This window comes from Kitasatospora sp. NPDC101155, assembly GCF_044768305.1.
Taxonomy (GTDB): Bacteria; Actinomycetota; Actinomycetes; order Streptomycetales; family Streptomycetaceae; genus Kitasatospora.
Map to the genome: position 1 here is coordinate 129,690 of NZ_JBIWPN010000017.1, position 25,505 is coordinate 155,194.

A 25,505-nucleotide genomic window follows, 5' to 3' on the forward strand; every position below is an offset into this window, starting at 1 on the left:
GCGTGTGGCCGTGCCATGTGTCCCCCTTCAGGCTAGGACGCCGGTCGGGGGCTCGCAGACCGGTCACAACCCGTCATGAGAAGCGATCACAACTCGTCACGAACGTCAGTCCACCAGCCGAGCTTGGCCGCCCGCACCCCCGCCTCGAAGCGGCTGGAGGTGCCGAGTTCCTGCATCACCTCGGAGAGCAGACGGCTGAGGGTGCGCAGGGAGATGCCGAGGGAGCGGGCGGGCTGGCCCCCGGCCTGGCGGTGGCCGGTGTCGGCAGCGGCGTGCTCAACGCGGCGCTCGGGCGCCTCGCCGTCACCAGCGTCCCCGCGCACCGCGCCGCGACGGGCTCGGGCGCCAACAACACCGCCCGCTACCTCGGCTCCTCGCTCGGCGTCGCGGTCACCGTCACCCTGATGGGCCTCGGCCGCCCCGCCAGCGCCCGGGCCGCCGCCGACGGCGCCAACCACGCCGTGCTGGCTGCCACCGTGCTGTGCGTGCTCGGCGCGGCGGGTGTCGGCGCGCCACGGTTCCTGAATACCCCGTACGGGTATATGGTGACCGGCGCCCACCGGGGACACGGCTCTGAGGAAGGCGGACCACCATGCACGCGATCCTGCACGCGCTGTCCATCGCCGGATCGATGACCTGGGAGATCACCTGGGCCCTGATCCTCGGCTTCCTGCTCTCCGCCGTCGTGCAGGCCGTGGTCCACAAGTCCACCGTGGTGCGGTTGCTCGGCGACGACCGCCCGCGCACCCTCGCCGTCGCCTCCGCCCTCGGCGCGGCCTCCTCCTCCTGCTCCTACGCGGCCGTCGCCCTGGCCCGCTCGCTGTTCCGCAAGGGCGCGAACTTCACCGCGGCGATGGCCTTCGAGATCGCCTCGACGAACCTGGTGATCGAACTCGGCGTCATCCTGGCCCTGTTGCTGGGCTGGCAGTTCACCGCGGCCGAGTTCGTCGGCGGGCCGGTGATGATCCTGCTGCTCGCCCTGCTCTTCCGCCTGCTGCTGCGCGAGCGGCTGCTCCGGGAGGCCCGCGAGCAGGCGGAGTTCGGGCGGGCGGGCTCGATGGAGGGCCACGCCGCGATGGACATGTCGGTCGCGGGCGAGGGCTCCTTCGCCCGGCGCCTGCTCTCCCGGCAAGGCCTCACCTCGGTCTCGCACGTCTTCGTGATGGAGTGGGCCGCCATCCTCAAGGACCTGGTGATCGGCCTGCTCATCGCCGGTGCCATCGCCGCCTGGGTCCCCGACTCGTTCTGGCAGGCCTTCTTCTTCGCCGACCACCCGCTGGCCGGCAAGCTGTGGGGCCCGCTGGTCGGCCCGCTGGTGGCGATCGCGTCCTTCGTCTGCTCGATCGGCAACGTGCCGTTGGCGGTGGTCCTCTGGAAGGGCGGCATCAGCTTCGGTGGCGTGGTCGCGTTCATCTTCGCCGACCTGCTGATCCTGCCGATCCTCAACATCTACCGGAAGTACTACGGCCCCCGGATGGCCCTCTTCCTGCTCGGCACCTTCTACACGGCGATGGTGCTCGCGGGTTACACGGTCGAGTTCCTCTTCGGCGGCCTCGGCCTGGTCCCGAACCAGCGGAACGCCGAGATCCCGATGTCCGGCGTCGAGTGGAACTACACCACCTGGCTCAACATCGCCTTCCTGCTGCTGGCGGTGGTCCTCCTCATCCGCTTCTTCCGCACCGGCGGCGCCGCGATGCTCCGCATGATGGGCGGCGCCCCGGACGCGGACGGGCACGCAGCACACGGTGACCCGCACGCGGGCCACGACCACCACGGCCACCACTGACGGGACTTGCGTGAGAAGTCGGCCAGGCCGACTTCTCACGCAAACCATTCGGGCGTTGGGGGACTCGCCGGTCCTGACGGAGACGACGAACGCGGCCCGAAGTGACAGTGCCGGGCGGCTACATCAGGTCGCTGATGACCGGGTGATCTGGGGAGAGGGAGCAGGTGAAGACGCGCATGGTCTCTCGTCGCCCGAGTACGACGTCGGTCGGCTCCTGGCACTGACGCCGATCGCGCGGGCTGCCTTCGAGAAAGCCGACAGGCGCCCAGCTCTCCGTGCCCCCGTCCCATTCGTCGCTGGCGATCGCGGCCACGAAGCGCATCCCGCTGCCGCACGTGCCGCACCGCACCGGGCCGTAGTAGCCCTGGTAGTTCCAGGGTTCATGGCCACCGAGCTTCCAGCCCGGGGCCGTCGAGAGGTCCCAGGAGTAGCGGGATTCGTATTCTTCGGGGTAGTCGGGGTCGGGGAAGGTCGCCGTCTCCCATTCCTCGACCCGGGTCTCGAACTCCTCGCCCAGGACACCCGGGTGCGGGTACTCGGTCACCGGCTCCGGCCGAAGCAGGCAGGGGGTGGGCAGATAGCCGGGCTCACCGATGGCAACCGGCTCCGGCGGCGTCAGAAAGCGGTCTCCCAGGTCATCGGTGCGGCGGTAGCGGACCTGGACCCACGGGCCGGCGATTCCGTTGTAGGGCACCCCCCGAGCGTCGTAGGAGTGCTGGAACGGACACCACAGGATCTGAAGGATGTCCATGCCCTCCGGAAAACCGTCGTACCAGGGCACGTCATGCGCATACACCTGCATCACGGGCAGCAAGGGCCACGATTCGTCCTTGGGTATCCGGTCCCAGGTGATCTCACCGTGGTAGGCGAACGTTGTCGACCGATCGCCCCGGACGTTGGCGGGGCGATGAGGCTGCCGGTGCACCGGATGACGGCCACCCGGACAGGTCGGCCATGCTTCATCCTCCGGCCAGGCCAGCGGCCCTCCCACGGAGCTGTCACGCGGGCCGGGAGTCGCCGGCGCAGGATGCAGCCGGACCGCTGTCCTCGCATGAGCGGCGAGCTCGGGAAAGACCGAGGTGACATCCAACGGCCGCGGCGGAGAGACGGCGGTGGCTTTCATCGCCGCTCCCGACGACATACAGGCATTTCCTTGATCACACGCGGCATCGTACGGAGGACCGGTCTCCCGCAACAGGCTTCAGTCGGCGAAGACCTGCTTCAGTTTCTTGAGCGCGGTGGGGAGGCTGGGGAGAGGTTTGCGTGAGAAGTCGGCCTGGCCGACTTCTCACGCAGGAATGTTCAGGCGTTGGGAATATTGCCGGCCTTGATGGCGGTGACGAACGCCGTCCATGCCTCGGCCGGGAAGACGAGCGCCGGACCGCTGGGGTCCTTGGAGTCACGGACCGGAACGATGCCGGCGAAGCCGTCAGCGTTCCGGATCGACACAGCCTCCGCCTCGAAGCTGATGAACGAGGCATAGCGCTGCGAGATCACATCCGAGTACGGCTGCCACCACACCCTGCGCTTGCCTTCGCGCGCCAGCGTTGCGAGCGCCTCCCGGGTTTCCGGGTCGGTGACTTCGTAGACGTCGAGCAGTATCCCGACCTCATTCGCCTTCACGCCGTGGCGGCCGTTCTCCAGTCGGCTGACCTTGGATTGGTGCCAGCCGAGTCGGGCTGCCACGTCATCGACTCTGAGGCTGAGTCCCTCTCTGATCCTCCGAAGTTCCGCACCCAGCATTCGGCGGCGCACCGTCGGTGTTGCGGCCACGCTCCGACGGGTTGCGGACCCGGACCGGGAGGTAGCCGTCGACCAGGTGCGGGCAGAGGGTCCGCAACATGGTGAGGATCTCGTCCGGGCCGGCGAAGGTCGGCAGTTCGGTGAAGTAGGACTCCTCGTGCTGCCACTGCGCGTCGCAGTCGGGGGTGGGTCCGTACTCGTCGCCCCAGAGGCAGCGGGCGAGGTCGGTGAGGCTGTGGCGCATGGCCGAGATCCTAGATGACTGATGCCAAGGGGCCGCCGACGTGTGGCGCGGCTGGGGCACCTACCTGATGGTTACGGAAACTGCCAGTGGTTGGGTAACTCGGTCGACAGAGTGAGATCGGTTGGCACAGAGTCACGCCATGGCTGATCTGTCTTCCGCGTTGTTCCCGGCTTCCTACCGGTGTCGGGCCGCGACCGTCGCCGATGCCCGTGCGGTACATGACTTGGTTGCCGCCTGCGAGCGCGAGCTCCTGGGCTGTCCCGAGACCGAACCCGACCGCATAGCCGCGGACCTCACACTGCCCGGCCTCGACCTGGCCGTCGATACGTTCCTTGTGTACGACTCGGCCGAGTGTCTCATCGGTCGGGCCTGGGTGCACGGCGGTCGACGCAGTGCGGTCGACGTCCACCCCGATCATCGGGGGAAAGGGCTGGGCAGCGCACTGCTCGACTGGGTCGAGGCGCGGGCACGCCGAGCGGGCAGTGAACGGCTCAGCCAGACGGTCTCGGACAGCGACCGGGCGGCGGTGGAGCTGTTGCGATCCCGCGGGTACGAGCCGTTCGTCGCCCAGTGGCTGCTGGAGATCGCGATGCCCGCCGAACCTGTGGTGCCCGGGCCGCCGCCTGGGATCACCTTGCGTTTTTTCCAACCCGGTGACGAACGAGCCGCGTACCAGCTCACCGAGGACGCGTTCGACGAATGGCAGAAGCGGCGGAAGTCCTACGAGGAATGGGCCCGGCACACCGTCGAGCGCGACACGTTCGCACCGGCGCTCTCACCAGTGGCGTACGCCGGCGAGCAGATGGTCGGCGCGGTGCTGTCGTTGAACGTTCCGGGCACTGACGAGGGATATGTCGAGCGGGTCGCAGTCCGGAGGGATCACCGTAACCGGGGGATCGCCCGCATGCTGTTGCGGGAGTCGTTCCGCGCCTTCTACCGCCAGGGCCACCGCACGTGCACGTTGTGGACTCATTCGGAGACCGGTGCGCTGTCTCTCTACCAGCGGGTGGGCATGACGGTCCGTCGAAGCTCCGCGGTCTACGGCAAGGCACTCGGCATCGAGTAGCACGAACCGGCGCGAAGGCCGCCGGGTGTTCACCGGCAGTCGGTCAGTCGTTGCCGGGCCGGCGCAGGCCGAGCAGCGACAGTCGGCTGGTGATCCGGTCGAACAGCTCCGTCAGCGGCTCGCTGACCTCCCGGCCGAACACGGTGAGCCCGTAGGTGACTTGGGGTGGCGTCGTCGGCTCGACCTTCCGCCAGACCAGGCCGTCGTCGACCAGCGCGCGCAGGGTCTGGGAGAGCATCTTCTCGCTGATGCCCTGGATGCTCTCGCGCAGCTCGTAGAACCGGAGGTCGTTGCTCCGCAAGGAGATCAGCACCCAGATGCCCCACCTGCTGGTCACGTGGTCGACCATGTCGCGCGCGGGGCAGTCGGTGTGAAACACGTCATACCGGGCTCTGGCCTCGGCTTGGCTGTGCTGCAAACCTTCCGTCATGTCATGAACTTACCTCCAGGTATGTCCTTACGAAAAGTTAGCCGCCGCTCCTAGCGTGAGGAGCACAGAGGACACCGACAAGGAGCTGATCATGATCGTGGTGACCGGGGCTACCGGGAACATCGGCCGGCCGTTGACGCAGGCGCTGGCCGAGGCGGGGGAGCAGGTGACGGCGGTGTCGCGGCACGCGGCGGCGGTGCCGGACGGCGTCCGCCACCTGGTGGCCGATCTGGGAAGGCCGGCCGGCCTCAGGCCCGCGCTGGAGGGGGCGAAGGCGCTGTTCCTGCTGCTGTCCGGCGACCTGCACGCCGCAGGGGCCGACCCTACCGACATCATCGCCGAAGCCGCGGCCGGTGGGGTGCGCCGGGTCGTCCTGCTCTCCAGCCAGGGCGTGGCGACCAGGCCGTTCGGCCCGACGCGGATCGCGATGCGCGCGCTGGAGGACGCGCTGCGGGAGTCCGGCCTGGAGTGGGTCGTCCTGCGGCCGGGCGGCTTCGCCTCCAACGCCCTGTGGTGGGCCGAGTCCGTTCGCGCGCACCAGGTCGTCGCCGCGCCCTTCGGGGACGTCGGCGTGCCGATCATCGACCCGACGGACATCGCCGCAGTCGCGGCGGCCTGCCTGCTGGACGACCGGCACGCGGGCGGCGTGTACGAGCTGACCGGCCCGGAGGTGATCACGCCGCGCGGGCAGACGGAGGCCGTCGCGGCCGCGCTCGGCACGCCGGTGAGGTTCCACGAGCTCACCCGCGACGAGGCCAGGGCCGCCATGGCCCGGAGCATGCCGGCGGAACTCGCCGACGACACCTTGGACATCCTCGGCTCCCCGAACCCGGCCGAGCTGCGCGTCAGTCCGGACGTTCAGCGGGTCCTCGGCCGGGCCCCGCACCCCTTCGCCGACTGGGCCGCCCGCAATGTCGCCGCGTTCCGTTGAGACCGGTCGGCACCTCCCGTACCTGGGCCATGCGCCGTGCCTTCGAGATGATCCGAGCCGCCCCCCGCGCGACTGACAACCTTGGCCGTCAGCACCGACTCAAGAACAGTCTCAGTACCGCCATGTTCAAGGGGCAAGCCCTGGAGCGCTGGCAGTACGAGGTCACGGCCGGCGGGCGCATCTGGTACCTGATCGACGATGCCGACCGCATTGTTTGGATCACCTACGCGGGCACCGGTCATCCCAAGGCCACGGACTGACCTACGTCCGAGTTCATCCCGCTTCGAGGGCGACAAAACGCTCGGCTGGGGGACCCCAGCCGAGCGTCTCGCCGGGCTCCTGGCCGACGCCAGGCGATCACTGTGTTGCGATGTCCCCGGGAATCCGCCGATTCCCGGGGATCGACTGCACCTTGCCGTAGCAGCCGCACGCGGGAGGTGCGGTGGCGGACGCGGTGGTGGCGGTGCCGACTCCGAGGCCGGTGAACGAGACGGCTCCCGCGGCGATGGCAGCGAGCTTGGTAGGCATGGGCGTTCTCGCTGCCCATGGGACAGGTGGATGGGCCCGGGGCGGACGGTGAGGCCGCCGATGACATGCCTGGGCGATCAGCCCCCGGGCGGTCAGGCCGAGACGTGGTACCAGTAGCCGCCGGTGCGCAGGCCGACGTAGTGGACGTTGGTGCCCGTCTCCTTCGCCTCGTACATCATGTCCGCACCGGTGGCGGGGTCGGTGCCGGCGTAGAGCACGACGTGGGTGGTGGTGTGCGGGTCCGTCCCGAAGTACTCGACGTCGCCGGGCCGGCGCTGGGACTCCGCGATCGGGGTGAGGTGGCTGTCCAGGGTCTGCTGGTCGGTGTCGCCGCCGCCCGCGAGGTCGATGCCGGCGCCGAACCAGAAGGCGGCCCGGACCAGGCCCGAACAGTCCAGGCCGGCCGTGGTGTTGGCCGGGCAGGGCTGGATCGAGCCGGTGTAGCCGTCGCAGGTGCCGAGCGACGGGCCGGGGCCCTCGCCGCGCAGGGAGTGGCCGCCGCCCCACACGTAGGGGACGCCCAGGTACGACTTCGCCGCGTTCAGGACCTTGGCGGGGTCGATCGGGCCGCTGGGCAGCGGGGTGGGGGTGCTGGTGTAGAGGGCGTTCTTGACGGCGGTGCCGACGACCCCGTCGATGGCCAGGGCGTGCGAGGCCTGGAAGTTGCGCACGGCCGTGTCGGTGGCCGGGTCGAACTGCCCGTCCACGGTCAGGCGGCCCGCGTTGAACGAGTTCAGCATCGTCTGCAGGGTCGAGACGCACGGGCCGCTGGCGCCGGTCTGCAGGTCGCCGCACTGGGTGCGCAGGTCCACGGTGCCGGAGGCGGCGGCCGCCGCCGTGTCGAGCGCCGACTTGGTGGCCGGCCCGACGATGCCGTCGACGCTCAGGGCGTGCGCGGCCTGGAAGTTGCGCACGGCCGTGTCGGTGGCCGGGCCGAACTGCCCGTCCACGGTGATCCGGGCACCGGTCAGGTTCAGCTCCAGCTGGAGCTGGGTGACGCAGCCGTCGGCCTCACCCTGCTGCAGGTCGGCGGGGCAGGCCGAGGAGGTGAGGGGTACCGGGGTCGGCGCGGCCGCGGCGGATGCGGCCGAGGCGGTGTACGCGCCGACGCCGGTCAGCACGGCCGCCAGGGCCAGGCCCAGCGACAACCGGCGCCGGGTGGGGAGGGGGGTGCTCACAGGAGGCTCTCCAGATCCGTGATGAGTCGTCAGAGATGGCGGGGCGCACAACTGTGCCTCATCTTGCCGTCCGTCGGGGAGTCGGCCTGACGTCTCATCGGCCACGGGGACGCGTCCCGCGGCGCTGACCTGTGTTGTGAGACGCGTTTCCACTTGGGCGTGAGACCTCTGTGAGGGAACACGTCCTTCCCCGGGCCCGAGCCGGCCGCCCGGCACCGGCGGGGGCGCAACCGGGTGAGGCCTCGGGGCCTGGCTGTTGGCGGGGCGCGCTGTGCGCGTTCGGTGCACGCTGCCCGACGGCTGGATGCCGTTCGTGGGCTGGAAAAATACCGGCCTGGGGTATCCTCCAAGGCTTGCCTTCGATACCCCCCATGGGTATAAATGAACCCGGCACCGCCCGATACCCCTGCAGGGTATGACGGCCCGGCCGCGCACGTACCTCGAAGTACCGACTGTCACGAGGAGCAACGATGACCACGCAGGCACCCGCCTCCACGGAGGTGGAACTCTCGATCGGCGGAATGACGTGCGCCTCGTGCGCGGCCCGCATCGAGAAGAAGCTCAACCGGATGGACGGCGTCTCGGCCAGCGTCAACTACGCCACCGAGAAGGCGAAGGTCACCTTCGAGGGCGAGGTCGAGGTGGCCGACCTGATCGCCACCGTCGAGGCCACCGGCTACACCGCCGCCCTGCCCAAGCCCCCGGCCGCCGCCGGTGGCGAGGGCGTCGAGCAGGCCGAGCCCGCCGACGAGCTGGCCCCGCTGCGCCAGCGGTTGTTCACCGCGCTGGCCCTGGCCGTCCCGGTGATCGCGATGGCGATGGTGCCGGCGCTGCAGTTCGACAACTGGCAGTGGCTGTCACTGACCATCGCCGCCCCGGTCGTCACCTACGCCGCCTGGCCGTTCCACAGGGCAGCCTTCACCAACGCCCGGCACGGCGCCGCGACGATGGACACCCTGGTCTCGCTCGGTACCGGCGCCGCGTTCCTGTGGTCGCTGTGGGCGCTGTTCTTCGGCGACGCCGGGATGCCGGGCATGCGGCACGGCTTCGAGTTCACCATCGCCCGCAGCGAGGGCGCCTCGAACATCTACCTGGAGGCGGCGGCCGGCGTCACCGCCTTCATCCTGGCCGGGCGCTACTTCGAGGCCCGCTCCAAGCGCACCGCAGGCGCCGCTCTCAAGGCGCTGCTGGAACTGGGTGCCAAGGACGTGACGGTGCTGCGCGGCGGAACCGAGGTGCGGATCCCGATCGCCGAGCTGGCGGTGGGCGACCGGTTCGTGGTGCGTCCCGGCGAGAAGATCGCCACCGACGGCACGGTGGTCGAGGGCGCCTCGGCGGTGGACGCCTCGATGCTGACCGGCGAGTCGGTGCCGGTCGAGGTCGGGGTCGGCGACAGCGTCACCGGCGCCACCGTCAACGCGGGCGGCCGGCTGGTCGTCGAGGCGACCCGGGTCGGAGCGGACACCCAGCTCGCCCGGATGGCCAAGCTGGTCGAGGACGCGCAGAACGGCAAGGCCGCCGCGCAGCGCCTCGCCGACCGGATCTCCGCGGTCTTCGTGCCGATCGTGATCACCCTCGCGGTGGCCACCCTCGGCTACTGGCTGGGCACCGGCGGGGGCTGGACCGCCGCCTTCACCGCCGCCGTCGCCGTGCTGATCATCGCCTGCCCGTGCGCCCTGGGCCTGGCCACCCCGACCGCGCTGCTGGTCGGCACCGGCCGCGGCGCCCAGCTCGGCGTCCTGATCAAGGGCCCGGAGGTCCTGGAGTCCACCCGCAAGATCGACACCATCGTCCTGGACAAGACCGGCACCGTCACCACCGGCCAGATGACCCTGCTCGCCGTCCACGCCGTCGAGGGCGTCACCGAGGCCGAGGTGCTGCGCCTGGCCGGCGCCCTGGAGCACGCCTCCGAGCACCCGATCGCCCGGGCGATCGCCACCGCCGCCGCCAAGGCCGGTGAACTGCCCGCCGTCGAGGGCTTCGAGAACGTGCCGGGCCTGGGCGTCCAGGGCGTGGTGGACGGCCACGCCGTGGTGGCCGGCCGGGAGGCGCTGCTCAACGAGTGGTCGCAGTACCTGCCGGAGGCCCTCGCCGAGGCCAGGCGCAAGGCCGAGTCGGCCGGCCGCACCGCGATCGCGGTCGGCTGGGACGGCGAGGCGCGGGCCGTGCTGGAGGTGGCGGACGCGGTCAAGCCGACCAGCGCCGAGGCCATCGCCAAGCTGCGGGCCCTGGGCCTGACCCCGGTGCTGCTGACCGGTGACAACAAGCTGGTCGCCGAGGCGGTCGCCGCCGAGGTCGGCATCGAGCCGGAGCAAGTGATCGCCGAGGTCATGCCGCAGGACAAGGTCGACACCGTCAAGCGGCTGCAGGCCGAGGGCAAGGTCGTGGCGATGGTCGGCGACGGCGTCAACGACGCGGCCGCGCTCGCCCAGGCCGACCTGGGCCTGGCCATGGGCACCGGCACCGACGCCGCGATCGAGGCGGGCGACCTGACCCTGGTCCGTGGCGACCTGCTGGCCGCGGCGGACGCCATCCGCCTCTCCCGCAAGACCCTCGGCACCATCAAGAGCAACCTGTTCTGGGCCTTCGGCTACAACGTCGCCGCCCTGCCGCTGGCGGCGGCCGGGATGCTCAACCCGATGATCGCGGGGGCCGCGATGGCCTTCTCCTCGGTCTTCGTGGTCGGCAACAGCCTCCGGCTGCGCCGCTTCCGCTGATCCCCCTCCCCGATGACCCCGAGGCCCCGGAACCGCTGCCCGGTTCCGAGGCCTCGGCGCGTCCGGGCCCTCCTTGTACCGCCGAATCGCCATCACGCACCGTAGTCCAGATCGTTGACCCGGATCGGCCGCCGGAATCCGCCTCGTCCGGGCGCGCCCGCTCCGACCTGCGCTTGAAGGGGATTTTGCGAGGGCTTGGGGTGGCGCTCACCGAAGTCCTACCTCACCGCGACCGGACCGAGATGTGACGCTCCGACACTTGTTAGGCAAGCCTTTCCTGCCCTAGGTTCTCGTGTCGCCAGGTCGATGCCCTGCGACTGCCGCAGGCGTGCACGGCCGAACCCGCTTCCTCGGAGGACCCTCACCATGCCCGGAACCGCCAGGCCCCTCGCGGCCCTGTCCCTCCTCGCCGCCTGTGCCCTCGCGCTCACCGCGTGCGGCAGCTCCGGCGGCTCCGGCGGGGACAGCGCTTCCCCCGAGGCCTCCGGCACCGCCCTGGCCGGCCAGACCATCACCCTCTACAGCGGCCAGCACGAGCAGACGGTCAAGGCGCTGACCGACGACTTCACCAAGCGCACCGGCATCAAGGTCGAGCTGCGCTCCGGCGACGAGGCCGAGCTGGCCAACCAGATCCTCCAGGAGGGCGACGCCTCCCCGGCCGACGTCTTCTACGCCGAGAACCCGCCCGCGCTCACCGTCCTCGGCGACAAGGGTCTGCTCGCCAAGGTCGCCCCCGACACCCTCAAGTCCGTCCCGGCCAACGACAGCTCCGGCAAGGGCGACTGGGTCGGCGTCTCCGCCCGCACCTCCGCCTTCCTCGCCGCCACCGGCAAGGGCGCCGACACCGCGCCGCCCGCCTCCGTCCTCGACCTGGCCAAGCCCGAGTGGAAGGGGCGCCTGGGCATCGCCCCCAGCGAGACCGACTTCGCCCCGGTCGTCACCCAGGTCCTCAAGGCCAAGGGCGAGGACGCCGCCAAGCAGTGGCTCAAGGGCCTCAAGGACAACGCCAAGGTCTACGACAGCAACGAGACCCTCTCCGCCGCGATCAACAGCGGCGAGGTCGAGGGCGGCGTCATCGACCACTACTACTTCTACCGGATGCGCGACGAGAAGGGCGCCGCCGAGACCCACGCGACCCTGCACTACTTCCCCAAGGGGGACCCGGGCTCGCTGGTCGACGTCTCCGGCGCCGCCGTCCTCAAGCACGGCAAGCACCAGGCCGCCGCCCAGGCCTTCCTCGGCTACCTCGCCTCCGCCCCGGCCCAGACCGTCATCGCGAACTCCGCGAGCTACGAGTACCCGCTGGTCGACGGAGTGAAGGGCAAGCCCGAACTGCCCGCCCTGGACGGCATCGGCACCGTCGCCGACCCGGCCCAGCTCGGCGACGGCAAGCAGGCCCTGGCCCTGCTGCAGGACGCCGGTCTGCTCCAGTGACGACCCCCGTTGCCGGGCCGCGGGGGCGATGGCGGGCCACCGGCCTGCTCGCCCCCGTCGCCGTCGCCGTCGTCGCGGTGGTCGCCTCGCCGCTCGGCTTCGTCATCGCCCAGGCCGCGCAGGCCGGTTGGGACCAGACCCGGCGGCTGCTCGGCCGCCCGCTGATCGCCACCCTGCTCGGGCACACCCTCGGCCTGACCGCCGCCGTCACCCTGGCCACCGCCGTCCTCGGCTTCGGCGCCGCCTACCTGGTCGAGCGCACCGCCCTGCCCGGGCGCCGGGCCTGGACCGTCGCGCTCGCCCTGCCGCTCGCCGTACCGGAGTTCGTCCGCGGCTACTCCTGGGTGTCGCTGTTCCGCTCCGTCCACGGCTACTGGGGCGCGGTGCTGGTGATGACCTGCTCGCTCTACCCGCTGGTCTTCCTGCCGGTCGCGGCCGCCCTGCGGCACGGCGACGCCGCCGCCGAGGAGGTCTCCCGCTCGCTCGGCCGCGGCCGCCTCGCCACCCTGTGGCGGGTCACCCTCCCGCTCACCCGGCCCGCGCTGGCCGGCGGCGTGCTGCTGGTCTCGCTCTACCTGCTCGGCGAGTACGGCGCCTTCGCGATGCTGCGGTACACCACCTTCGCCACCGCCGTGTTCACCCAGTACAAGCTGGGCTTCGACGCGGCCTCGGCCTCCCTGCTCACCCTGGTGCTGGTCGCGCTCGCCCTGCTGCTGGTCGGCCTGGAGGCCTGGGCCGGCCGCCGGGCCAGGGTCACCCGGCACGGCGCCCTCGCCCGCCCCGCCCCGCCCGTGCGCCTCGGCGGCTGGACCGTCCCGGCGCTCGCCGCCCTGGCCGCGCTGGTCGGCGTCTCGCTCGGGGTGCCGCTGTACGCGCTGGCGTACTGGCTGATCAAGGGCAGCTCCACCACCCTGCCCTCCGCCTCCGTCCTCGGCGCCACCCTGGCCACCCTCGGGTACGCGCTCGGCGCGGCCGTGGTCGCCACCGCCGCCGCCGTCCCGGTCGCCCTGTACGGCTGGCGGCGCGGCACCCGGCCGGCCCGCGCGGTCGAGCGGGTCGCCTACCTCACCCGGGCGCTGCCCGGCATCGCGGTGGCCCTCTCGGTGGTGTACTTCGCGGTCCGCTGGGCCCAACCCCTGTACCAGCAGCCGCCGATGCTGATCGCCGGGTACGTCGTGCTGTTCTTCCCGCTGGCGTTGACGGCCGTGCGCGCCGCCCTCGCCCAGGTCCCGCCCGGCGTCGAGGAGGCCGCCCGCTCGCTCGGCACCCGGCCGCTCGCCGTCCTCGGCCGGGTCACCCTGCCCCTGGTCCTGCCCGGCCTCGGCGCCGCCGTCGCCATGGTCGGCCTCACCGCCTCCACCGAGCTGACCGCCACCCTGCTGCTGCGCCCGACCGGCACCCAGACCCTGGCCACCCAGTTCTGGGTCTACACCAGCGGCCTCGCCTACGGCGCCGCGGCGCCGTACGCGGCCCTGATGGTCGCGCTGTCCGTCCCCTCCGTCCTGCTGCTGACCCGCCGCACCCTCGGCCGTCCCGGGAGCACCCCATGACCGGACTCTCCGTCGTCGACCTGCACGCCGCACACGGGCGCAGCCCGGTCCTGCACGGCATCGACCTGACCGTGCCGGACGGCGCCCTCGCCTGCGTGCTCGGCCCCTCCGGCTGCGGCAAGTCCACCCTGCTGCGGGTGCTGGCCGGCTTCCACCCGGCCGCCGCCGGGCAGGTCGTGCTGCACGGCCGCGTCCTGGACGACGGCCGCAGCCGGCTCGCCGCCGAACACCGCGGCATCGGCCTCGTCCCGCAGGACGGCGCGCTCTTCCCGCACCTGAGCGTCGCCGCCAACATCGGCTTCGGCCTGCCGCGTTCGCAGCGCCGCGCCCGGGTCGGCGAACTGCTGGACCTGGTCGGCCTGCCCGGACTGGGGGAGCGCCGCCCGCACCAGCTCTCCGGCGGCCAGCAGCAACGCGTCGCCCTCGCCCGGGCGTTGGCGCCCCGGCCGCGCCTGCTGCTGCTGGACGAACCCTTCGCCGCCCTGGACGCCGCGCTGCGCGCCGAGCTGCGCCGCGAAGTCGCCGCCACCCTGCGGCAGTCCGGGACCACGGCGGTCCTGGTCACCCACGACCAGGACGAGGCGCTGTCCTTCGCCGACACCATCGCCGTGCTGCGCGACGGCCGGATCGCCCAGTCCGGCAGCCCGGACGAGCTGTACCACCGCCCGGCGGACACCGCCGTCGCCCGGGTGCTGGGCGAGGCGAACCTGATCCCCGCCGAGACCACGGGAGTCGAGGCCCGTACGGCATTCGGCGCCCTGTCGCTGGCCGACCCCTCCACCGCCCCCGGTCGCGGCCTCGCGCTGCTCCGCCCGGGCCAACTCCGGCTCACGGCCGAGCCGGTGGCGGGAGCCGTCCCGGCGAAGGTGATCGGCAGCGACTTCCGGGGCCACGACCACCGCGTCGAACTCCGCCCCGAAGCCGCCGGGCTGCCGGACACCCTGATCGCGGCCTCGGACCGCTCATGGCCGACGGGCGGCGAGACGTACGTCGGTGCCGCCGGGCCGGTGCACGTGCTGCCGGAGGCCCTGGTCGGCCGAGGGGTTTAGGGTTCGACCCATGGACGAAGACACCGCCCTCTGGTACCGGATAGCCGATCTCCTTCCGGAGCCCGCCTCGAAAGAGGTCAAGGACTGCTGGCAGATCGGGGAGCAGGAGTGCGGGCTCGGTCTGCTGGTCGAGGGCCTGCTCGCCCGCCAGGTCCCGATCGGCGGTGCGGACCGGGCGCAGATCTCCGTGCTCGCCGAGCAGTGGGGCGAGCGCGAGCGGCTCACTCCCGGCCTCCTGCGCTGCCCGGGCGACAGCGCTCCCGCCGGGGTGCGGCTGCTCGACGGCGAGCGCGACGAGGCCGAGGTGGTGACGGGCTGGAGCGAGCCGGAGCTCGCCGACCTGGTGCTCGTGCCGTGGATCGGCTGCACCCGCTGCGGGCGGGTCCTGCTGCGCGCCCACACCTGGGAGCCCTGGGACGACTTCTCCTACCTCGCCGAGCGCTACGTGATCAGCACGCCGGACTGCGACGCGGCGCTGCGGATCTTCCCGTTCGACTCCGTCGGTGAGGCCTTCGCCGAGCTCCTGCACGGCTGCCCGGAGGCTTAGGACCCGTTCGCACCCGTGCCCGGCGGTGGCTCAGCCCTCCTCCGGCAGCTCCACCGCCTGCCAGCGGTACGCCGCGTCCTCCTGCCACACCTGCAACTCGCCCTCCACCACCGCCGCCAGGCACAGCCGCCAGTCGTCCCCCACGGCCAGCGCGACCCGGGTGGCCGGGCGCAGCGTGGGCCGCCACCAGCGCGGCCGCCGCGAGGCGCCGCCGGCCGGCAGCCGCAGCCGTACCCCGCCCGCGCCCGCCAGGGCGATGGTCGGCCCGCCGCGGTGGCCGACCATGGCGATGCCGAGGGCGGGCTCCCCGTCGCCGATCTCCGGGGCCGCCCCCGCCCCCGCCGGGCCCAGGGTGTGCAGCTGGACCGAGCCGTCCGCCCGCAGGGTGGCGGCCTGCGGTCCGGCGGAGGTACGGGCCAGCGCCCCGGCGCGCAGGGCGCCCGGCGGGCCGAGCGGGATGGGCGGCCGGCCGGCGCCCGGCCGCCAGCTGAGCACGCGCTCGCGGTGCTCGACCAGCACCAGCCAGGCGCCGGGGCGTTCCTCCTCGGCGGCGAGCACCCGGTCGGCGGGGCAGCCGGGGTGCTCCTGGCCGGTCAGGGTGAGGCCGGGCGCCCAGCGGTAGGAGCGCAGGGCGCCGCCGGCCGCGGTCCACACCGTCAGCTCCCCGGCCGAGTTGACCGCCCCGGCCAGTCCGCTGATTCCGCGCGCCGCCTCCCACCAGCCGGTCGCGGTGCCGACCCAGAGGGTGCCGGACCGGTCCTCGGCGCAGACCACCAGCTCGCCCTGGCGACCGGCCCAGCCGGCCGCCAACTCCCGTACCGTTCCAGGGCCCTGGCCGGCGGGCAGCCGCTGTCCGGTGCGGCCGGGGCCGGCCAGCGCGGTGCCGTCGGCGCCGCCGGTGACCACCAGCGGCCGGCCGGCGCGGTCGGGCAGGACGGCCAGGCCCGCGGTGCGGGCCACCGGACGGTGGGCGCGCAGGAGTTCGCGGCCGCGGGCGACCCACGGGCCGAGCGGGGAGGGGCGGCGGTCCGGGTCCCGGGCCAGCGGTTCGCAGGCCCAGCGGGCCAACTCCTCGCCGTAGCCGGCCGCGAGCATTTCGGCGCGGGCCTGTTCGGCGGCGAGCCGGTGGTCGAGCCGGCCGTGGTCGGGCAGCAGCAGGGTGCGGGCCAGGGTGCCGACCGCGAAGAGGTCCTTGGCGGTGGTCGGGAAGCCACCGACCTGTTCGGCCTCCGGCGGGACGTGCCCGGGGGTGAACACCGCGACGGTCAGGGTGTGGTCGAGCGGGGCGAGGAAGGTCAGGTCGATCAGCTTGACCTGGCCCTGGCCGTCCACCAGCACGTTGGCGGGGGAGATGTCGCGGTGCACCCAGCGCTTGCGGTGCAGCTCGTCGACGATCCGGCACAGCCGCGCCAGCACCTCGGCCACCGCCGTCTGGCCGCCGCGCTGGCTGCGCGCCCAGGTGTGCAGCGGCACGCCTTCGACCCAGGGCGAGATCTGGTAGCCCAGCAGCCCGCCGGAGGACACGGTGCCCGGCCGGTGCGGGGAGGGCCCGAGCAGGAAGCTGGGCACCACCAGGTCGTTGACGCCGAGCCGGTGGGCGTTGTGCGAGACGTCGTCCCAGCGCCCCAGCCAGCGGCGCACCTCGGACGGGTCGCGCTCCAGCATGATCTTGGCGGCGACCAGTTCCTTGATCCCGTTGTGGCCGGTACGAACGGCCCGCCACACCTCGGCCTCGCCGCCGCGGTGGTGGAACTCCAGCAGTTCGTACTGCTCGGGGTCGAACTCGGGCCCGAAGCGGAGCCCGGGCACCCAACGAGACTCGGACACGCGACCCCCGACGCTTCTCACCGCTGCTGATGTGGCTGCCCAGGATAGTCCGGGTTCCTGTTCGGCCGCCCCGAGGAGGGCCTATTCTGATGGCGCCCGAGCAACATCACGAAATCACGTCAACTCATGATCGTGCGGGGACTGTTGATCATGCGGTGGGCGACTGTCGAACATCAGGGGGACGGTGCATGCTGCTGATCGCGATGCTGCTGGTCGTGGTGGCACTGGCCGGTGTGGCCGCCGTCGTACTCGCGCGCCGGCGAACGGCCCTGGACGCCACCGGCGTTGCCAAGGCCCTCGCCGCCGCCGCCGAACAACTCGCTGCCGGCAAGGCCCCGCAGGCCCGCCGCCGCTACGCCCGGCTGGCCCGCCAACTCGCCAACGGACCCCGGGAGCTGAGCCCGCAGCGCGGCCTCGCCCTGCTCGGCCAGGCCGAGGCCACCATCCCCACGGGCGACCAGCAGGCCACCCTCGCCCTGCACCGCGAGGCCTTCCCGCTGCTCGCCGACCCGGCCCGGCAACTGCCCCGGTGGAGCCTGCGCCGCCTCGCCGAGGAACGCACGCAGGCCCCCGACGGCGACCTCGGGCCGCTGCTCGCCTTCCTCCAGGCCACCGCCGCCGGCGCCGACCCCGGCGAGGAGGCCGAGGCCGCCGCCCGCACCCAGCACTGGCTGCAACGGCTGTGCCACGAGGGCACCGCCGACCAGCGCGACCACGCCACCGCCCGCGCCCTCGCCGCCCTGCCCGGCCGGGACTGGCCGGTGCTCGCCCGGGCCGCCCTGCTGCGGGCCACCGGCCGGGCCGCCGAAACCGAACCCCTGCTCGCCGCGGCCGCCCCCGGCGGCAGCGGCGAACTCTGGTTCCGCTGGGGCGCCCAACTGTTCACCCTGCACCGCGACGAACCCGCCGTCACCGCCTTCGACGAGGCGCTGCGCCGCGGCCCCGGCGAGCCCTCCCCCTGGGGGCGCGGCCCGGCGCTGCGCACCGACAGCCTGCTCTTCCGCGGCCTGGCCCGCCAGCGGCTCGGCGCCACCGACGCGGCCTGGGCCGACCTCGCGGCCGCCGCCGGGGAGAGCCCGAACGACCCGCGCCCGCGCTACGCCCTCGGCCGGCTCGCCCTGCTGCTCGGCGCCGACGACCAGGCCCGGGAGCAGTTCACCGCGGCCCTGACCGTCCAACCCTCCTTCGCCCCCGCCCGGTTCGGCCTCGCCCTGGTCCACGAGCGGGCCGAGCGCCCGGCCGAGGCCGCCGCCGACTACCGGGCCGGCCTCGGCCAGGCCCCCGACTGGCGTGCCGCCCGGGTCCGGCTCGGCGCCGCCCTGATAGCCGCCGGCCAGGCCGCCGAGGCCGAGCCGATCCTGCGCGCCGAGGCCGAAACCGAACCGGACTCCCGCTGGAGCCGGATCGCCGCCTTCCACCACGGCCTCGCCCTCGCCCGCACCGACGACCAGGCCGGCGCCCTCGCCCGCTGGGAGCGGCTGGACGACCGCGAGCTGAAAGAGCGTCGGGCCCTGGCCCGCGACCGGCTCGCCCGCACCCGGCTGGCCGCCGACCCGGTCGCCGCCCGCGGACTGTGGCAGCAGGCCGCCGCCGAGCACCCCGCCGCCCCCGGCTACCGGGCCGCGCTGCGCGAAGCCGCCCTGCGCGAGGCCGCCCACCTGCTGGTCACCGGCCGCGACCACCCCGAAGCCCGCCAACGCGCCGTCGCGGCGCTCGCCCTGGCCGACGCCCTGCCCGGCGCCCTCACCCACCGGCAGTCCCGGCTGCGCGCCGCCCTCTCCCTGGCCGAGGGCGCCCCCGAGCAGGTCACCGCCCTGCTCGACGCCACCGCCGGGCCGCGCGACCGCTACCACCTGGCCGCCGTGGCCCTGCTGGCGGGCCGACCGGTCCAGACCATCGCCCTCCTCGGACCGCTCGACCCCGACCCGGCCGGGGATCCGGCGCTCGCCCGGCTGCGCGCCCTGCTCGCCGAACGGGCCGGCAACTGGGCCACCGCACTGGACTGGTACCGCCACTTCCTGACCGCCCCCATGGCGGCACCGGCGCACCCCACCGGCGACTGCGCGGTCTGCGCCCACCCCGCCACCGGCACCTGCGGCGGCTGCGGCCGCGAGAGCTGCGCCGCACACCTGCACGCACCCGCCGGGGCCGCCTCCCCGCGCTGCGTCCGCTGCACCGGCCCGGCCCTGCGCGCCGTCCTGGACTGCGCCCGCCGGGCCGGTACCCCGGAGCAGGCCGAACCCGTCCTCGCCGCCTGGGCCGAGGCGCTCGGCGACAGCGCCGCCGCCGCGCCGCTGCGGCTCGACCTCGCCCTGCTGCGCGCCGAACTCGGCCGCCTGGACGAGGCGTTGGCCGACCTGCCGGAGGACGCCGGCGCCGCCCGGGCCGCCGTCCTGGTCCGCCGGGCCGGTGCCGCACTCGCCGCCGAACAGCCCGGACGGGCCGCCGGCGACCTGCGCCAGGTCCTCACCCTCGCTCCCGACCACCCGCAGGCGGTCGGCGCGCTGGTCCTGCTCGCCGAGCACGAGGCCCACCAGCACGCCGTCGAGGGCCGCCACCGCGAGGCCTACCAGGCCTACCGCGCGCTCCTGCGCAAGGACCCGGCCCACCCCCGGGTGCTGCACGCCCTCGGCCTCGCCGGCTACCGGCTGGCCGTGACCGCCGACGACCAGGACGTCTGGGCCTGGACCCTCGGCTGCCTGGTCGCCGCCCTGCACCAGCCCGGCCTGTGGGACGAGGCCGCCCGGATCACCGGCCGCACCCCCGAACCGGAGCGGATGGCGACGGCCCGCACCGCGCTCACCGACCGCCTCCACGAGGACCTGCGCGCCCTCGACCGGGCCGCCGGACGCAGCGGCGACGAGGTCACTGCCTGGACCCTGCGCCTGGGCATGGAGGCCCACGCCGCCGACGCCTTCGCCCAGCAGGACGTCCGGATCACGCTGCCCGGCCGCCCCGCCCGCCGCCTCGCCGTCGGCCCCACCCTCGACCGGCTGCTGCGCGCCGAGCCCGAACTCGCCGCCTGGGCCGCCGCCTTCGAGCAGGCCGTCGGGGCCTGGCGGCGCCCGGCGGGCCCCGACGCACCCGCGCTCACCCGGGCCCTCGGCCTGTTCGGAGAACTCGGCCCGCAGCGCTACCTGAGCCTCCAGGGCCGCCAGGCCGCCGCCGTCGCCGCCCTGGACGCGGTCGCCGAGCACGAGCGCGGCGAGGGCTGGCAGGCGCTGCTCGGCGAGTCCCTGGTCAGCCAGGCCCGCGAGCACCACCGCAACCAGGACTGGCGCGAGGCCCTGGACTGCCTCACCCGCGCCCGGACCGTCCCGGGCGCCGTGCTGCCCGCCGACGCGGCCGGGATCGCCGCCGAGTCCGGCGTCCGGGCCGCCCGCGCCCTGCTCAAGGGCAGCGACGACGACCAGGCCGGAGCCGCCGCGCTGCTGGAGAAGGCCTTCGCGCTGGCCTCGGACGACCAGGAGGTGCGCGGCGACCTCGGCGCCACCTACGCCCAGTGGGCCCGCAAGATCAACAACGAGGACAAGGACTACACGCGCGCCCTCGCGCTGCTGCAGAAGAGCCTCGACCTCGTTCCCGGGGACCTGACCGCCATACGCTTCCTGCAGGCCGCCCTCGGCAACCGGGCCGGCCAGCTCAGCCACCCCGACGCCACCGACGCGGAGCTGGAGGAGGCCGCCGAGATGTGGCGGCGGCTGATCGACCTCAGCGACGACCCGGACCACCGGCTCGGCCTCGCGTTCGTGCTGCGCCAGCTCGCCCGCTCCGCTGCCTTCGCCGACCGCCGCACCCGCGCCGTCGCGCACATGGCCGAGGCCCTGCGCGTCGACCAGGAGTGGGACGGCGACGTCGCGCGCGAGGCGCCGCGCCGGGTCGCTGTGCTGCTGGCCAACCACGTCATCGACACCATGCGGGACAGCCCGTTCGCCGCCCAGGCCGCCCTGTTGCAGAAGGCCAAGTCCTACGACGACTCGGCCGACATCCGGCGCCTGATGGTCAGCGTCTGGCGCGGTGAGGCGATCGGCCACTACGAGGCCCGCCGCTACGGGGAGGCGATCCGGCTGCTGAAGGAGGCACTCGACCTGTCCGGCTCGCCGGAGGACACCGCGAAGCTGAACAGCGAACTCGGCATCGTTCTCAGCTCCTTCGCCGTCGCCGAGGCCAACGCCCACCGTTACTGGGAGGCCCGCCAGCTGATCGCCACGGCCATCGAGTGCAACCCGGGGGACCGGGAGCTGCGTGCCCTGCAGACGCGGATCAACCGGCTCCGGTGACCGGCAACCGCACGGGAGTCGCCGTCGTCGTAGACCGTGCGTGCCATGAGTGGCCGTCAGTTACCTTCCGGGAGTCGTGAGTTCCGATCAGTTCGACCCGTTCAGCCCGTCCGAGCCGTGAGGAGAGGGACCGCCCGCCATGCCACTGCACGAACCTTCGCCGTACGAGGTCCTGGGCATCCCGCTCACGGCCGGGGTGCGCGAGATCAACCTCTCGGTCGGGAAGGCGCTGAAGGCGGGCCGGTTCACCCGCCAGCAGATCCAGGACGCCGCCGCGCTGCTGCGCAACCCGGACCGCCGACTGGAGGCGGACCTCCAGCAGCCGCTCCCGCCGGAGCCAGTCGACCAGGCCGCCGACCTCCTCGCGCCCGCGCTCGCCGAACCGCTGCTGGTGATCGAGCGCCCGCCGCTGCCGTCCGCCCCGGCCCTTCTCGCCCTGCACCGAGCCGAGTTGGCCGCCGACTTCGCCGAGCCCGCACCCGCCGGGGCCGACCCCGAACCACCCGTCCCGGCCCGATACGCGGCCGACCTGTCCGTGCTGCCGCAGATCGAGGTTCCGGAATGACCGACGCACCGACCGCATCCCCGCTCGACGGCCACCGGCGGCTGGAGGTTCCGCCGGGCGTCGAGTCCGTCGATCTGGATGCCAAGTTCAGCCAACTGCTGTTCCGCGCTTCGCTGTTGGGCAGCAAGCTGACGGAGCAGAAGCAGGCCGCCCGGGCTGAGCAGCGCGAACTGCTGGGCGTCCTGGTCGAGGTCGACGACGCGCTCGCCGCCCTCGGCCTGGACCGCGAGTTGGTTGCGCTCGGGCGCGGCGCGGGCATCGAGGCCACCCGCCGACGGCTGCTCGGTCGGCTCGCCAAGGCCGGGGTGCGGCCGATGCGGCTGGAGGGGCTGGCGGCGGACCCGGCGCTGACCGAGATCGTCGGCATCGAGGTGCGGCCGGGGGTGGCGCCGGAGACGGTGGTGCAGACGGTGGTGACCGGGTTCTTCTGGGACCAGGAGGTGTTGCGGCGGGCCCAAGTGGTGGTCGCCGCACCGGAGTCGGCGCTGCCGCTGGTCGAGGATCCCCGGATCGCGGAGCTCAGGCCCGAGGGGCTGGAGATCGTCGAGCCGTCGGCCGTAGCGGCGGACGCCGTTGAGCCGTCGGCCCTCGGATCGGATTCCGTCGAGCCGGATTCCGTCGAGCCGGAGCCCGTCGAGCCGGAGCCCGTCGAGCCCGTAGAGCCCGTCGAAGCCCGGGCCAGGCCGGTCCCGCCCCGGGTCCGTCGGCAGGCCAGGGCCGCGGGCAAGCCGGGCAAGCGCGGCAAGCGCAAGAAGTAGCCAGGACCACGAGGGGCAAGAGGGGAACGACATGTACCGCACACTCGGCATCGACCTGGGCACCACCAACTCCGTGGTGGCCCACCTGCGCCGGGGCGAGCCGGAGATCATCTTCAACCGGCAGAACCAGGAGGCCACGCCCTCCGTGGTCGGCAGCGGCCGCAAGGGCGAGCTGCTGGTGGGCTCCACCGCGCGCAGCCGGACCGCCATCGACGGCGCCAACGTGATCCGCTCGGTCAAGCGCTTCATGGGCCGCAAGTTCAAGGACCCGCAGGTGCAGGCGGCCCTCAAGGAGGTCGACTACAAGGTCACCGCGGGCACCGACGGCGACGTCAACGTCTGGTTCAACGGCCGCTCCTACACTCCGATCGAGATCTCCGCGATCATCCTGCACCGGCTCAAGGAGGACGCCGAACAGCGCCTCGGCGAGCCCTTCCACCGGGCCGTGATCACCGTCCCCGCCTACTTCGGCGAGCGGCAGGTCGCGGCGACCCAGGAGGCGGGCAGGATGGCCGGCCTGCACGTGCTGCGGATCATCAACGAGCCGACCGCGGCCGCGCTCGCGTACGGGCTCGCCGGCGAGGCCGGCGAGGAGGGTCGGACCGTCCTGGTCTACGACCTGGGCGGCGGCACCTTCGACATCTCCATCCTGCTGCTGGTGCCCGGCTCGGTCTCGGTGCTCGGCATCGAGGGCGACAACCTGCTCGGCGGCGACGACTTCGACCGCGCGATCACCACCGCGCTGCTGGAGGACATCCGCGAGGAGTACGGCTCCGACTACCAGCCCGACCTGCGCGACCGCCCGAAGATCGCCTCCACCGCCGAGACCGTCAAGATCGAACTGTCCAACCAGCAGTCCTCCGAGGTCATCCTGCCGGGCCTGGGCGCCGGACAGCTGGTGCTGGAGACGGAGTTCGAGCGCGCCCGCTTCGAGGAGCTGATCGAGGCCCAGATCGAGCGGACCATCGAGCTGACCCACAAGGCCATCATGCAGGCCAACCTGACCGTCGGGGACATCGACGAGGTGGTGCTGGTCGGCGGCTCGACCGCGATCCCGCTGGTCGCCCGGCGGCTCGGCGAGGTCTTCGGCAACCACCGGATCAAGCGCGGCGTCAACCCGATGCAGTGCGTGGCGCTCGGCGCGGCCGTGCAGTCCGCCCTGGTCGGCGAGGTGGAGTGCCCCGAGTGTCGGGCCCCCGGGGACCTGTCGGCCTCCAACTGCGCCAACTGCGCGACCTCCCTGCTCGGCGGCGACCGGGTCTCCTGCCCGACCTGCCACATCCCGGTCGGCACCGACGCCGCTGACTGCTCCAAGTGCGGCCAGGACATGGCCGGTTCGGCCACCTCCGGCGTGACCGTCCCGAGGCAGTCGCAGGCCACCACCGTGCTGCGCGGCGACAACTGTCCGCGCTGCGGCACGCCGGCCGCCCCCGGCGTGACCGCCTGCGAGCTGTGCGGCGAGCCGCTCAACTCGGCCGCCCCCGGCCAGACCAAGGTGGCCTCCTCCGCCGCCGAGGACGTCGGCCTGCGCTGCGCCTCCTGCGCCAAGGTCAACCCGCCCGGCACCGAAGTCTGCGCGGAGTGCGGCGAGTTGATGCAGGTCACCAACCCCTTCGACATCACCCCGAAGAACCTCGGCATCGAGCTCAACGACGGCCGCCTCGCCGTCATCATCCCCAAGAACACCAGCTACCCGACCAGTTCGCCGGTCAGCCGGGAGTTCGTGGTCTCCGGCAGCGGCCGTCAGCGGCTGGAGATCGCGGTCTACGAGGGCGAGCACGAGGTCGCCCAGCAGAACGAGCTGATCGGCCACCTCACCCTGCGGCTGCCCGAGGGCCTCGGCGGCCGTACCCCGGTGGAGGTCTCCTTCGGCCTGGACCGGGACCGTACCATCACCCTGTCGGTGCGGATCCAGGGCGGCGCCGAGAAGACCGTCAAGCTGGAGCGGGTCACCCTCGACCCCGAGCTGAAGGTGCAGGTCGAGGAGCAGCAGCGGCAGATCGAGACCTTCACCGACCGCTGGGGTGGCGAGCTGACCGAGGCCGAGATGCGCGAGGCGCAGCGGCTGATGGACACCCTGGACGACCTGGCGGCCGGGCAGACCCGCGGTCAGTCGGTGGACGAGGCCCTGGAGCGGGCCCAGCGCCAGCTGAAGGCCCAGCGCTGGGTGCGCGGCTCGGAGGCGTACCTGAGCCTGTTCATCCACTACTGCGAGAAGCACCTGGACCCGAGCGACCTGGACCGGCTGCGCTCGGTGGCCGCCGAGCTGCGGCTGCGCCGCGAGGCCGCCGACTGGGAGGGCGCGATGCGCGCGGCCCAGAAGGCGGACGAGCTGTGCGACTCGCTCGGGCACACCTTCCGGATGCTCACCATGTGCAACGTCTACGTCAACCAGAACATGGTCTCGCCGGCCCTGGGTCAGCGGATCATGGCGGAGCTGCGCGGGCTGGACGACGCGGTCGAGGCGCCCAACATGGAGGCGGTCAACACCCACATGTCGAACCTGCTGGCGCTGTACGCGCAGGCGCAGCGGGAGCTCGGCAGCGAGCCGGCCGCCGAGTCGCTCGGCCCGGTGCGCCCGGAGGAGGCCGGTCCGCGATGACCACCGTGAGCCTCCTCGACGTGCAGTGCCCGCTGTGCCGGGTGCCGGCGGACCCGCAGACGCTCGGCTGCCCGTCCTGCCGGGAGGACCTGAGCGTGCTGTTCCGGCTGCGTTACGCCGGTCGGATCGATTACAACCGGGCGCTGGACGCCCTGGCGGCCGGGGACGGGGCGCTCGCGCTCGGTCTGCTGCACCGCGCGGTGGCGGCCGAACCCGGGTTGGAAGCGGCCCGGGAACTGCTGCAATCACTGAGCGTGGCCGGGGCCGCCG

Annotated in this window: 22 protein-coding genes; 14 read left to right on the forward strand and 8 right to left on the reverse strand. The window is 73.2% G+C overall.

Annotation, left to right across the window (positions count from 1 at the left end; translation table 11 throughout):
* Positions 1–86: 86 nt before the first annotated feature.
* On the reverse strand, positions 87–569 hold the full coding sequence (locus ACIRYZ_RS25530) for a hypothetical protein (protein WP_402948069.1): 483 nt from the start codon (positions 567–569) through the stop codon (positions 87–89).
* A 23-nt stretch (positions 570–592) separates the two neighbouring features.
* Between ACIRYZ_RS25530 and ACIRYZ_RS25535 the strand changes: the two genes are divergently transcribed.
* A complete protein-coding gene (locus ACIRYZ_RS25535) occupies positions 593–1,786 on the forward strand; it encodes a permease (protein ID WP_402948071.1) in 1,194 nt (397 codons plus the stop codon).
* A gap of 118 nt (positions 1,787–1,904) precedes the next feature.
* On the opposite strand, the gene ACIRYZ_RS25540 is transcribed toward ACIRYZ_RS25535, so the two are convergent.
* The 3 genes from ACIRYZ_RS25540 to ACIRYZ_RS25550 all read right to left on the reverse strand — a co-directional run bounded on the left by ACIRYZ_RS25540 (position 1,905) and on the right by ACIRYZ_RS25550 (position 3,773).
* Positions 1,905–2,909 carry a hypothetical protein gene (locus tag ACIRYZ_RS25540; RefSeq protein WP_402948074.1) on the reverse strand — a complete coding sequence of 335 codons (1,005 nt, stop codon included), beginning with the start codon at positions 2,907–2,909 and terminating at the stop codon, positions 1,905–1,907.
* A 179-nt stretch (positions 2,910–3,088) separates the two neighbouring features.
* Complete coding sequence (locus tag ACIRYZ_RS25545) at positions 3,089–3,472, reverse strand: DUF397 domain-containing protein (RefSeq protein ID WP_402948075.1); 384 nt, start codon at positions 3,470–3,472, stop codon at positions 3,089–3,091.
* Between the two features lies 1 nt (position 3,473).
* Entirely contained in the window at positions 3,474–3,773 is a 300-nt protein-coding gene (locus ACIRYZ_RS25550; RefSeq protein WP_402948078.1) for a hypothetical protein, read from the reverse strand.
* 139 nt (positions 3,774–3,912) lie between these two features.
* Here ACIRYZ_RS25550 and ACIRYZ_RS25555 point away from each other — a divergent pair, with 139 nt between their 5' ends.
* Positions 3,913–4,839, forward strand: coding sequence for a GNAT family N-acetyltransferase (locus ACIRYZ_RS25555; RefSeq protein WP_402948081.1), 927 nt, complete (start codon positions 3,913–3,915; stop codon positions 4,837–4,839).
* Positions 4,840–4,882: 43 nt separating this feature from the next.
* Here the strand turns inward: ACIRYZ_RS25555 and ACIRYZ_RS25560 are convergent, their stop codons facing one another.
* Positions 4,883–5,269, reverse strand: coding sequence for a winged helix-turn-helix transcriptional regulator (locus tag ACIRYZ_RS25560; protein WP_402948084.1), 387 nt, complete (start codon positions 5,267–5,269; stop codon positions 4,883–4,885).
* 91 nt (positions 5,270–5,360) lie between these two features.
* On the opposite strand from ACIRYZ_RS25560, the gene ACIRYZ_RS25565 reads away from it, so the two are divergent.
* Positions 5,361–6,200, forward strand: a complete 840-nt coding sequence (locus ACIRYZ_RS25565; RefSeq protein WP_402948130.1) for an SDR family oxidoreductase — start codon at positions 5,361–5,363, stop codon at positions 6,198–6,200.
* A 29-nt stretch (positions 6,201–6,229) separates the two neighbouring features.
* Complete coding sequence (locus ACIRYZ_RS25570; RefSeq protein WP_402948087.1) at positions 6,230–6,460, forward strand: hypothetical protein; 231 nt, start codon at positions 6,230–6,232, stop codon at positions 6,458–6,460.
* A gap of 97 nt (positions 6,461–6,557) precedes the next feature.
* Here ACIRYZ_RS25570 and ACIRYZ_RS25575 read toward each other — a convergent pair whose 3' ends face one another.
* Positions 6,558–6,728: a hypothetical protein gene (locus ACIRYZ_RS25575; protein ID WP_402948089.1), complete on the reverse strand. Its 171-nt coding sequence runs from the start codon at positions 6,726–6,728 to the stop codon at positions 6,558–6,560.
* A 92-nt stretch (positions 6,729–6,820) separates the two neighbouring features.
* Positions 6,821–7,906 carry a peptidoglycan-binding protein gene (locus ACIRYZ_RS25580; protein ID WP_402948091.1) on the reverse strand — a complete coding sequence of 362 codons (1,086 nt, stop codon included), beginning with the start codon at positions 7,904–7,906 and terminating at the stop codon, positions 6,821–6,823.
* Positions 7,907–8,376: 470 nt separating this feature from the next.
* On the opposite strand from ACIRYZ_RS25580, the gene ACIRYZ_RS25585 reads away from it, so the two are divergent.
* The 5 genes from ACIRYZ_RS25585 (at position 8,377) to ACIRYZ_RS25605 (ending at position 15,203) form a co-directional block, all read left to right on the forward strand.
* Positions 8,377–10,623 carry a heavy metal translocating P-type ATPase gene (locus ACIRYZ_RS25585; RefSeq protein WP_402948094.1) on the forward strand — a complete coding sequence of 749 codons (2,247 nt, stop codon included), beginning with the start codon at positions 8,377–8,379 and terminating at the stop codon, positions 10,621–10,623.
* A 366-nt stretch (positions 10,624–10,989) separates the two neighbouring features.
* Positions 10,990–12,057 carry an iron ABC transporter substrate-binding protein gene (locus tag ACIRYZ_RS25590; protein WP_402948097.1) on the forward strand — a complete coding sequence of 356 codons (1,068 nt, stop codon included), beginning with the start codon at positions 10,990–10,992 and terminating at the stop codon, positions 12,055–12,057.
* Positions 12,054–13,607, forward strand: a complete 1,554-nt coding sequence (locus tag ACIRYZ_RS25595) for an ABC transporter permease (protein ID WP_402948099.1) — start codon at positions 12,054–12,056, stop codon at positions 13,605–13,607. Before ACIRYZ_RS25590 ends, ACIRYZ_RS25595 begins: the two co-directional genes overlap by 4 nt.
* Positions 13,604–14,656, forward strand: a complete 1,053-nt coding sequence (locus ACIRYZ_RS25600; RefSeq protein ID WP_402948102.1) for an ABC transporter ATP-binding protein — start codon at positions 13,604–13,606, stop codon at positions 14,654–14,656. Before ACIRYZ_RS25595 ends, ACIRYZ_RS25600 begins: the two co-directional genes overlap by 4 nt.
* Positions 14,657–14,666: 10 nt before the next feature.
* Positions 14,667–15,203, forward strand: coding sequence for a hypothetical protein (locus ACIRYZ_RS25605; protein ID WP_402948105.1), 537 nt, complete (start codon positions 14,667–14,669; stop codon positions 15,201–15,203).
* Between the two features lie 30 nt (positions 15,204–15,233).
* Here the strand turns inward: ACIRYZ_RS25605 and ACIRYZ_RS25610 are convergent, their stop codons facing one another.
* A complete protein-coding gene (locus tag ACIRYZ_RS25610; protein ID WP_402948107.1) occupies positions 15,234–17,030 on the reverse strand; it encodes a serine/threonine protein kinase in 1,797 nt (598 codons plus the stop codon).
* A gap of 188 nt (positions 17,031–17,218) precedes the next feature.
* Between ACIRYZ_RS25610 and ACIRYZ_RS25615 the strand changes: the two genes are divergently transcribed.
* The 5 genes from ACIRYZ_RS25615 to ACIRYZ_RS25635 form a co-directional block, all read left to right on the forward strand.
* Complete coding sequence (locus tag ACIRYZ_RS25615) at positions 17,219–21,310, forward strand: hypothetical protein (RefSeq protein ID WP_402948110.1); 4,092 nt, start codon at positions 17,219–17,221, stop codon at positions 21,308–21,310.
* A 139-nt stretch (positions 21,311–21,449) separates the two neighbouring features.
* Positions 21,450–21,875, forward strand: a complete 426-nt coding sequence (locus ACIRYZ_RS25620) for a hypothetical protein (RefSeq protein WP_402948113.1) — start codon at positions 21,450–21,452, stop codon at positions 21,873–21,875.
* A complete protein-coding gene (locus tag ACIRYZ_RS25625) occupies positions 21,872–22,633 on the forward strand; it encodes a nucleotide exchange factor GrpE (RefSeq protein WP_402948115.1) in 762 nt (253 codons plus the stop codon). Before ACIRYZ_RS25620 ends, ACIRYZ_RS25625 begins: the two co-directional genes overlap by 4 nt.
* Before the next feature lie 31 nt (positions 22,634–22,664).
* Positions 22,665–25,235: an Hsp70 family protein gene (locus tag ACIRYZ_RS25630; protein ID WP_402948118.1), complete on the forward strand. Its 2,571-nt coding sequence runs from the start codon at positions 22,665–22,667 to the stop codon at positions 25,233–25,235.
* The coding region (locus ACIRYZ_RS25635) for a hypothetical protein (RefSeq protein WP_402948121.1) at positions 25,232–25,505 on the forward strand (274 nt) is incomplete at its 3' end. The genes ACIRYZ_RS25630 and ACIRYZ_RS25635, both read left to right, overlap by 4 nt.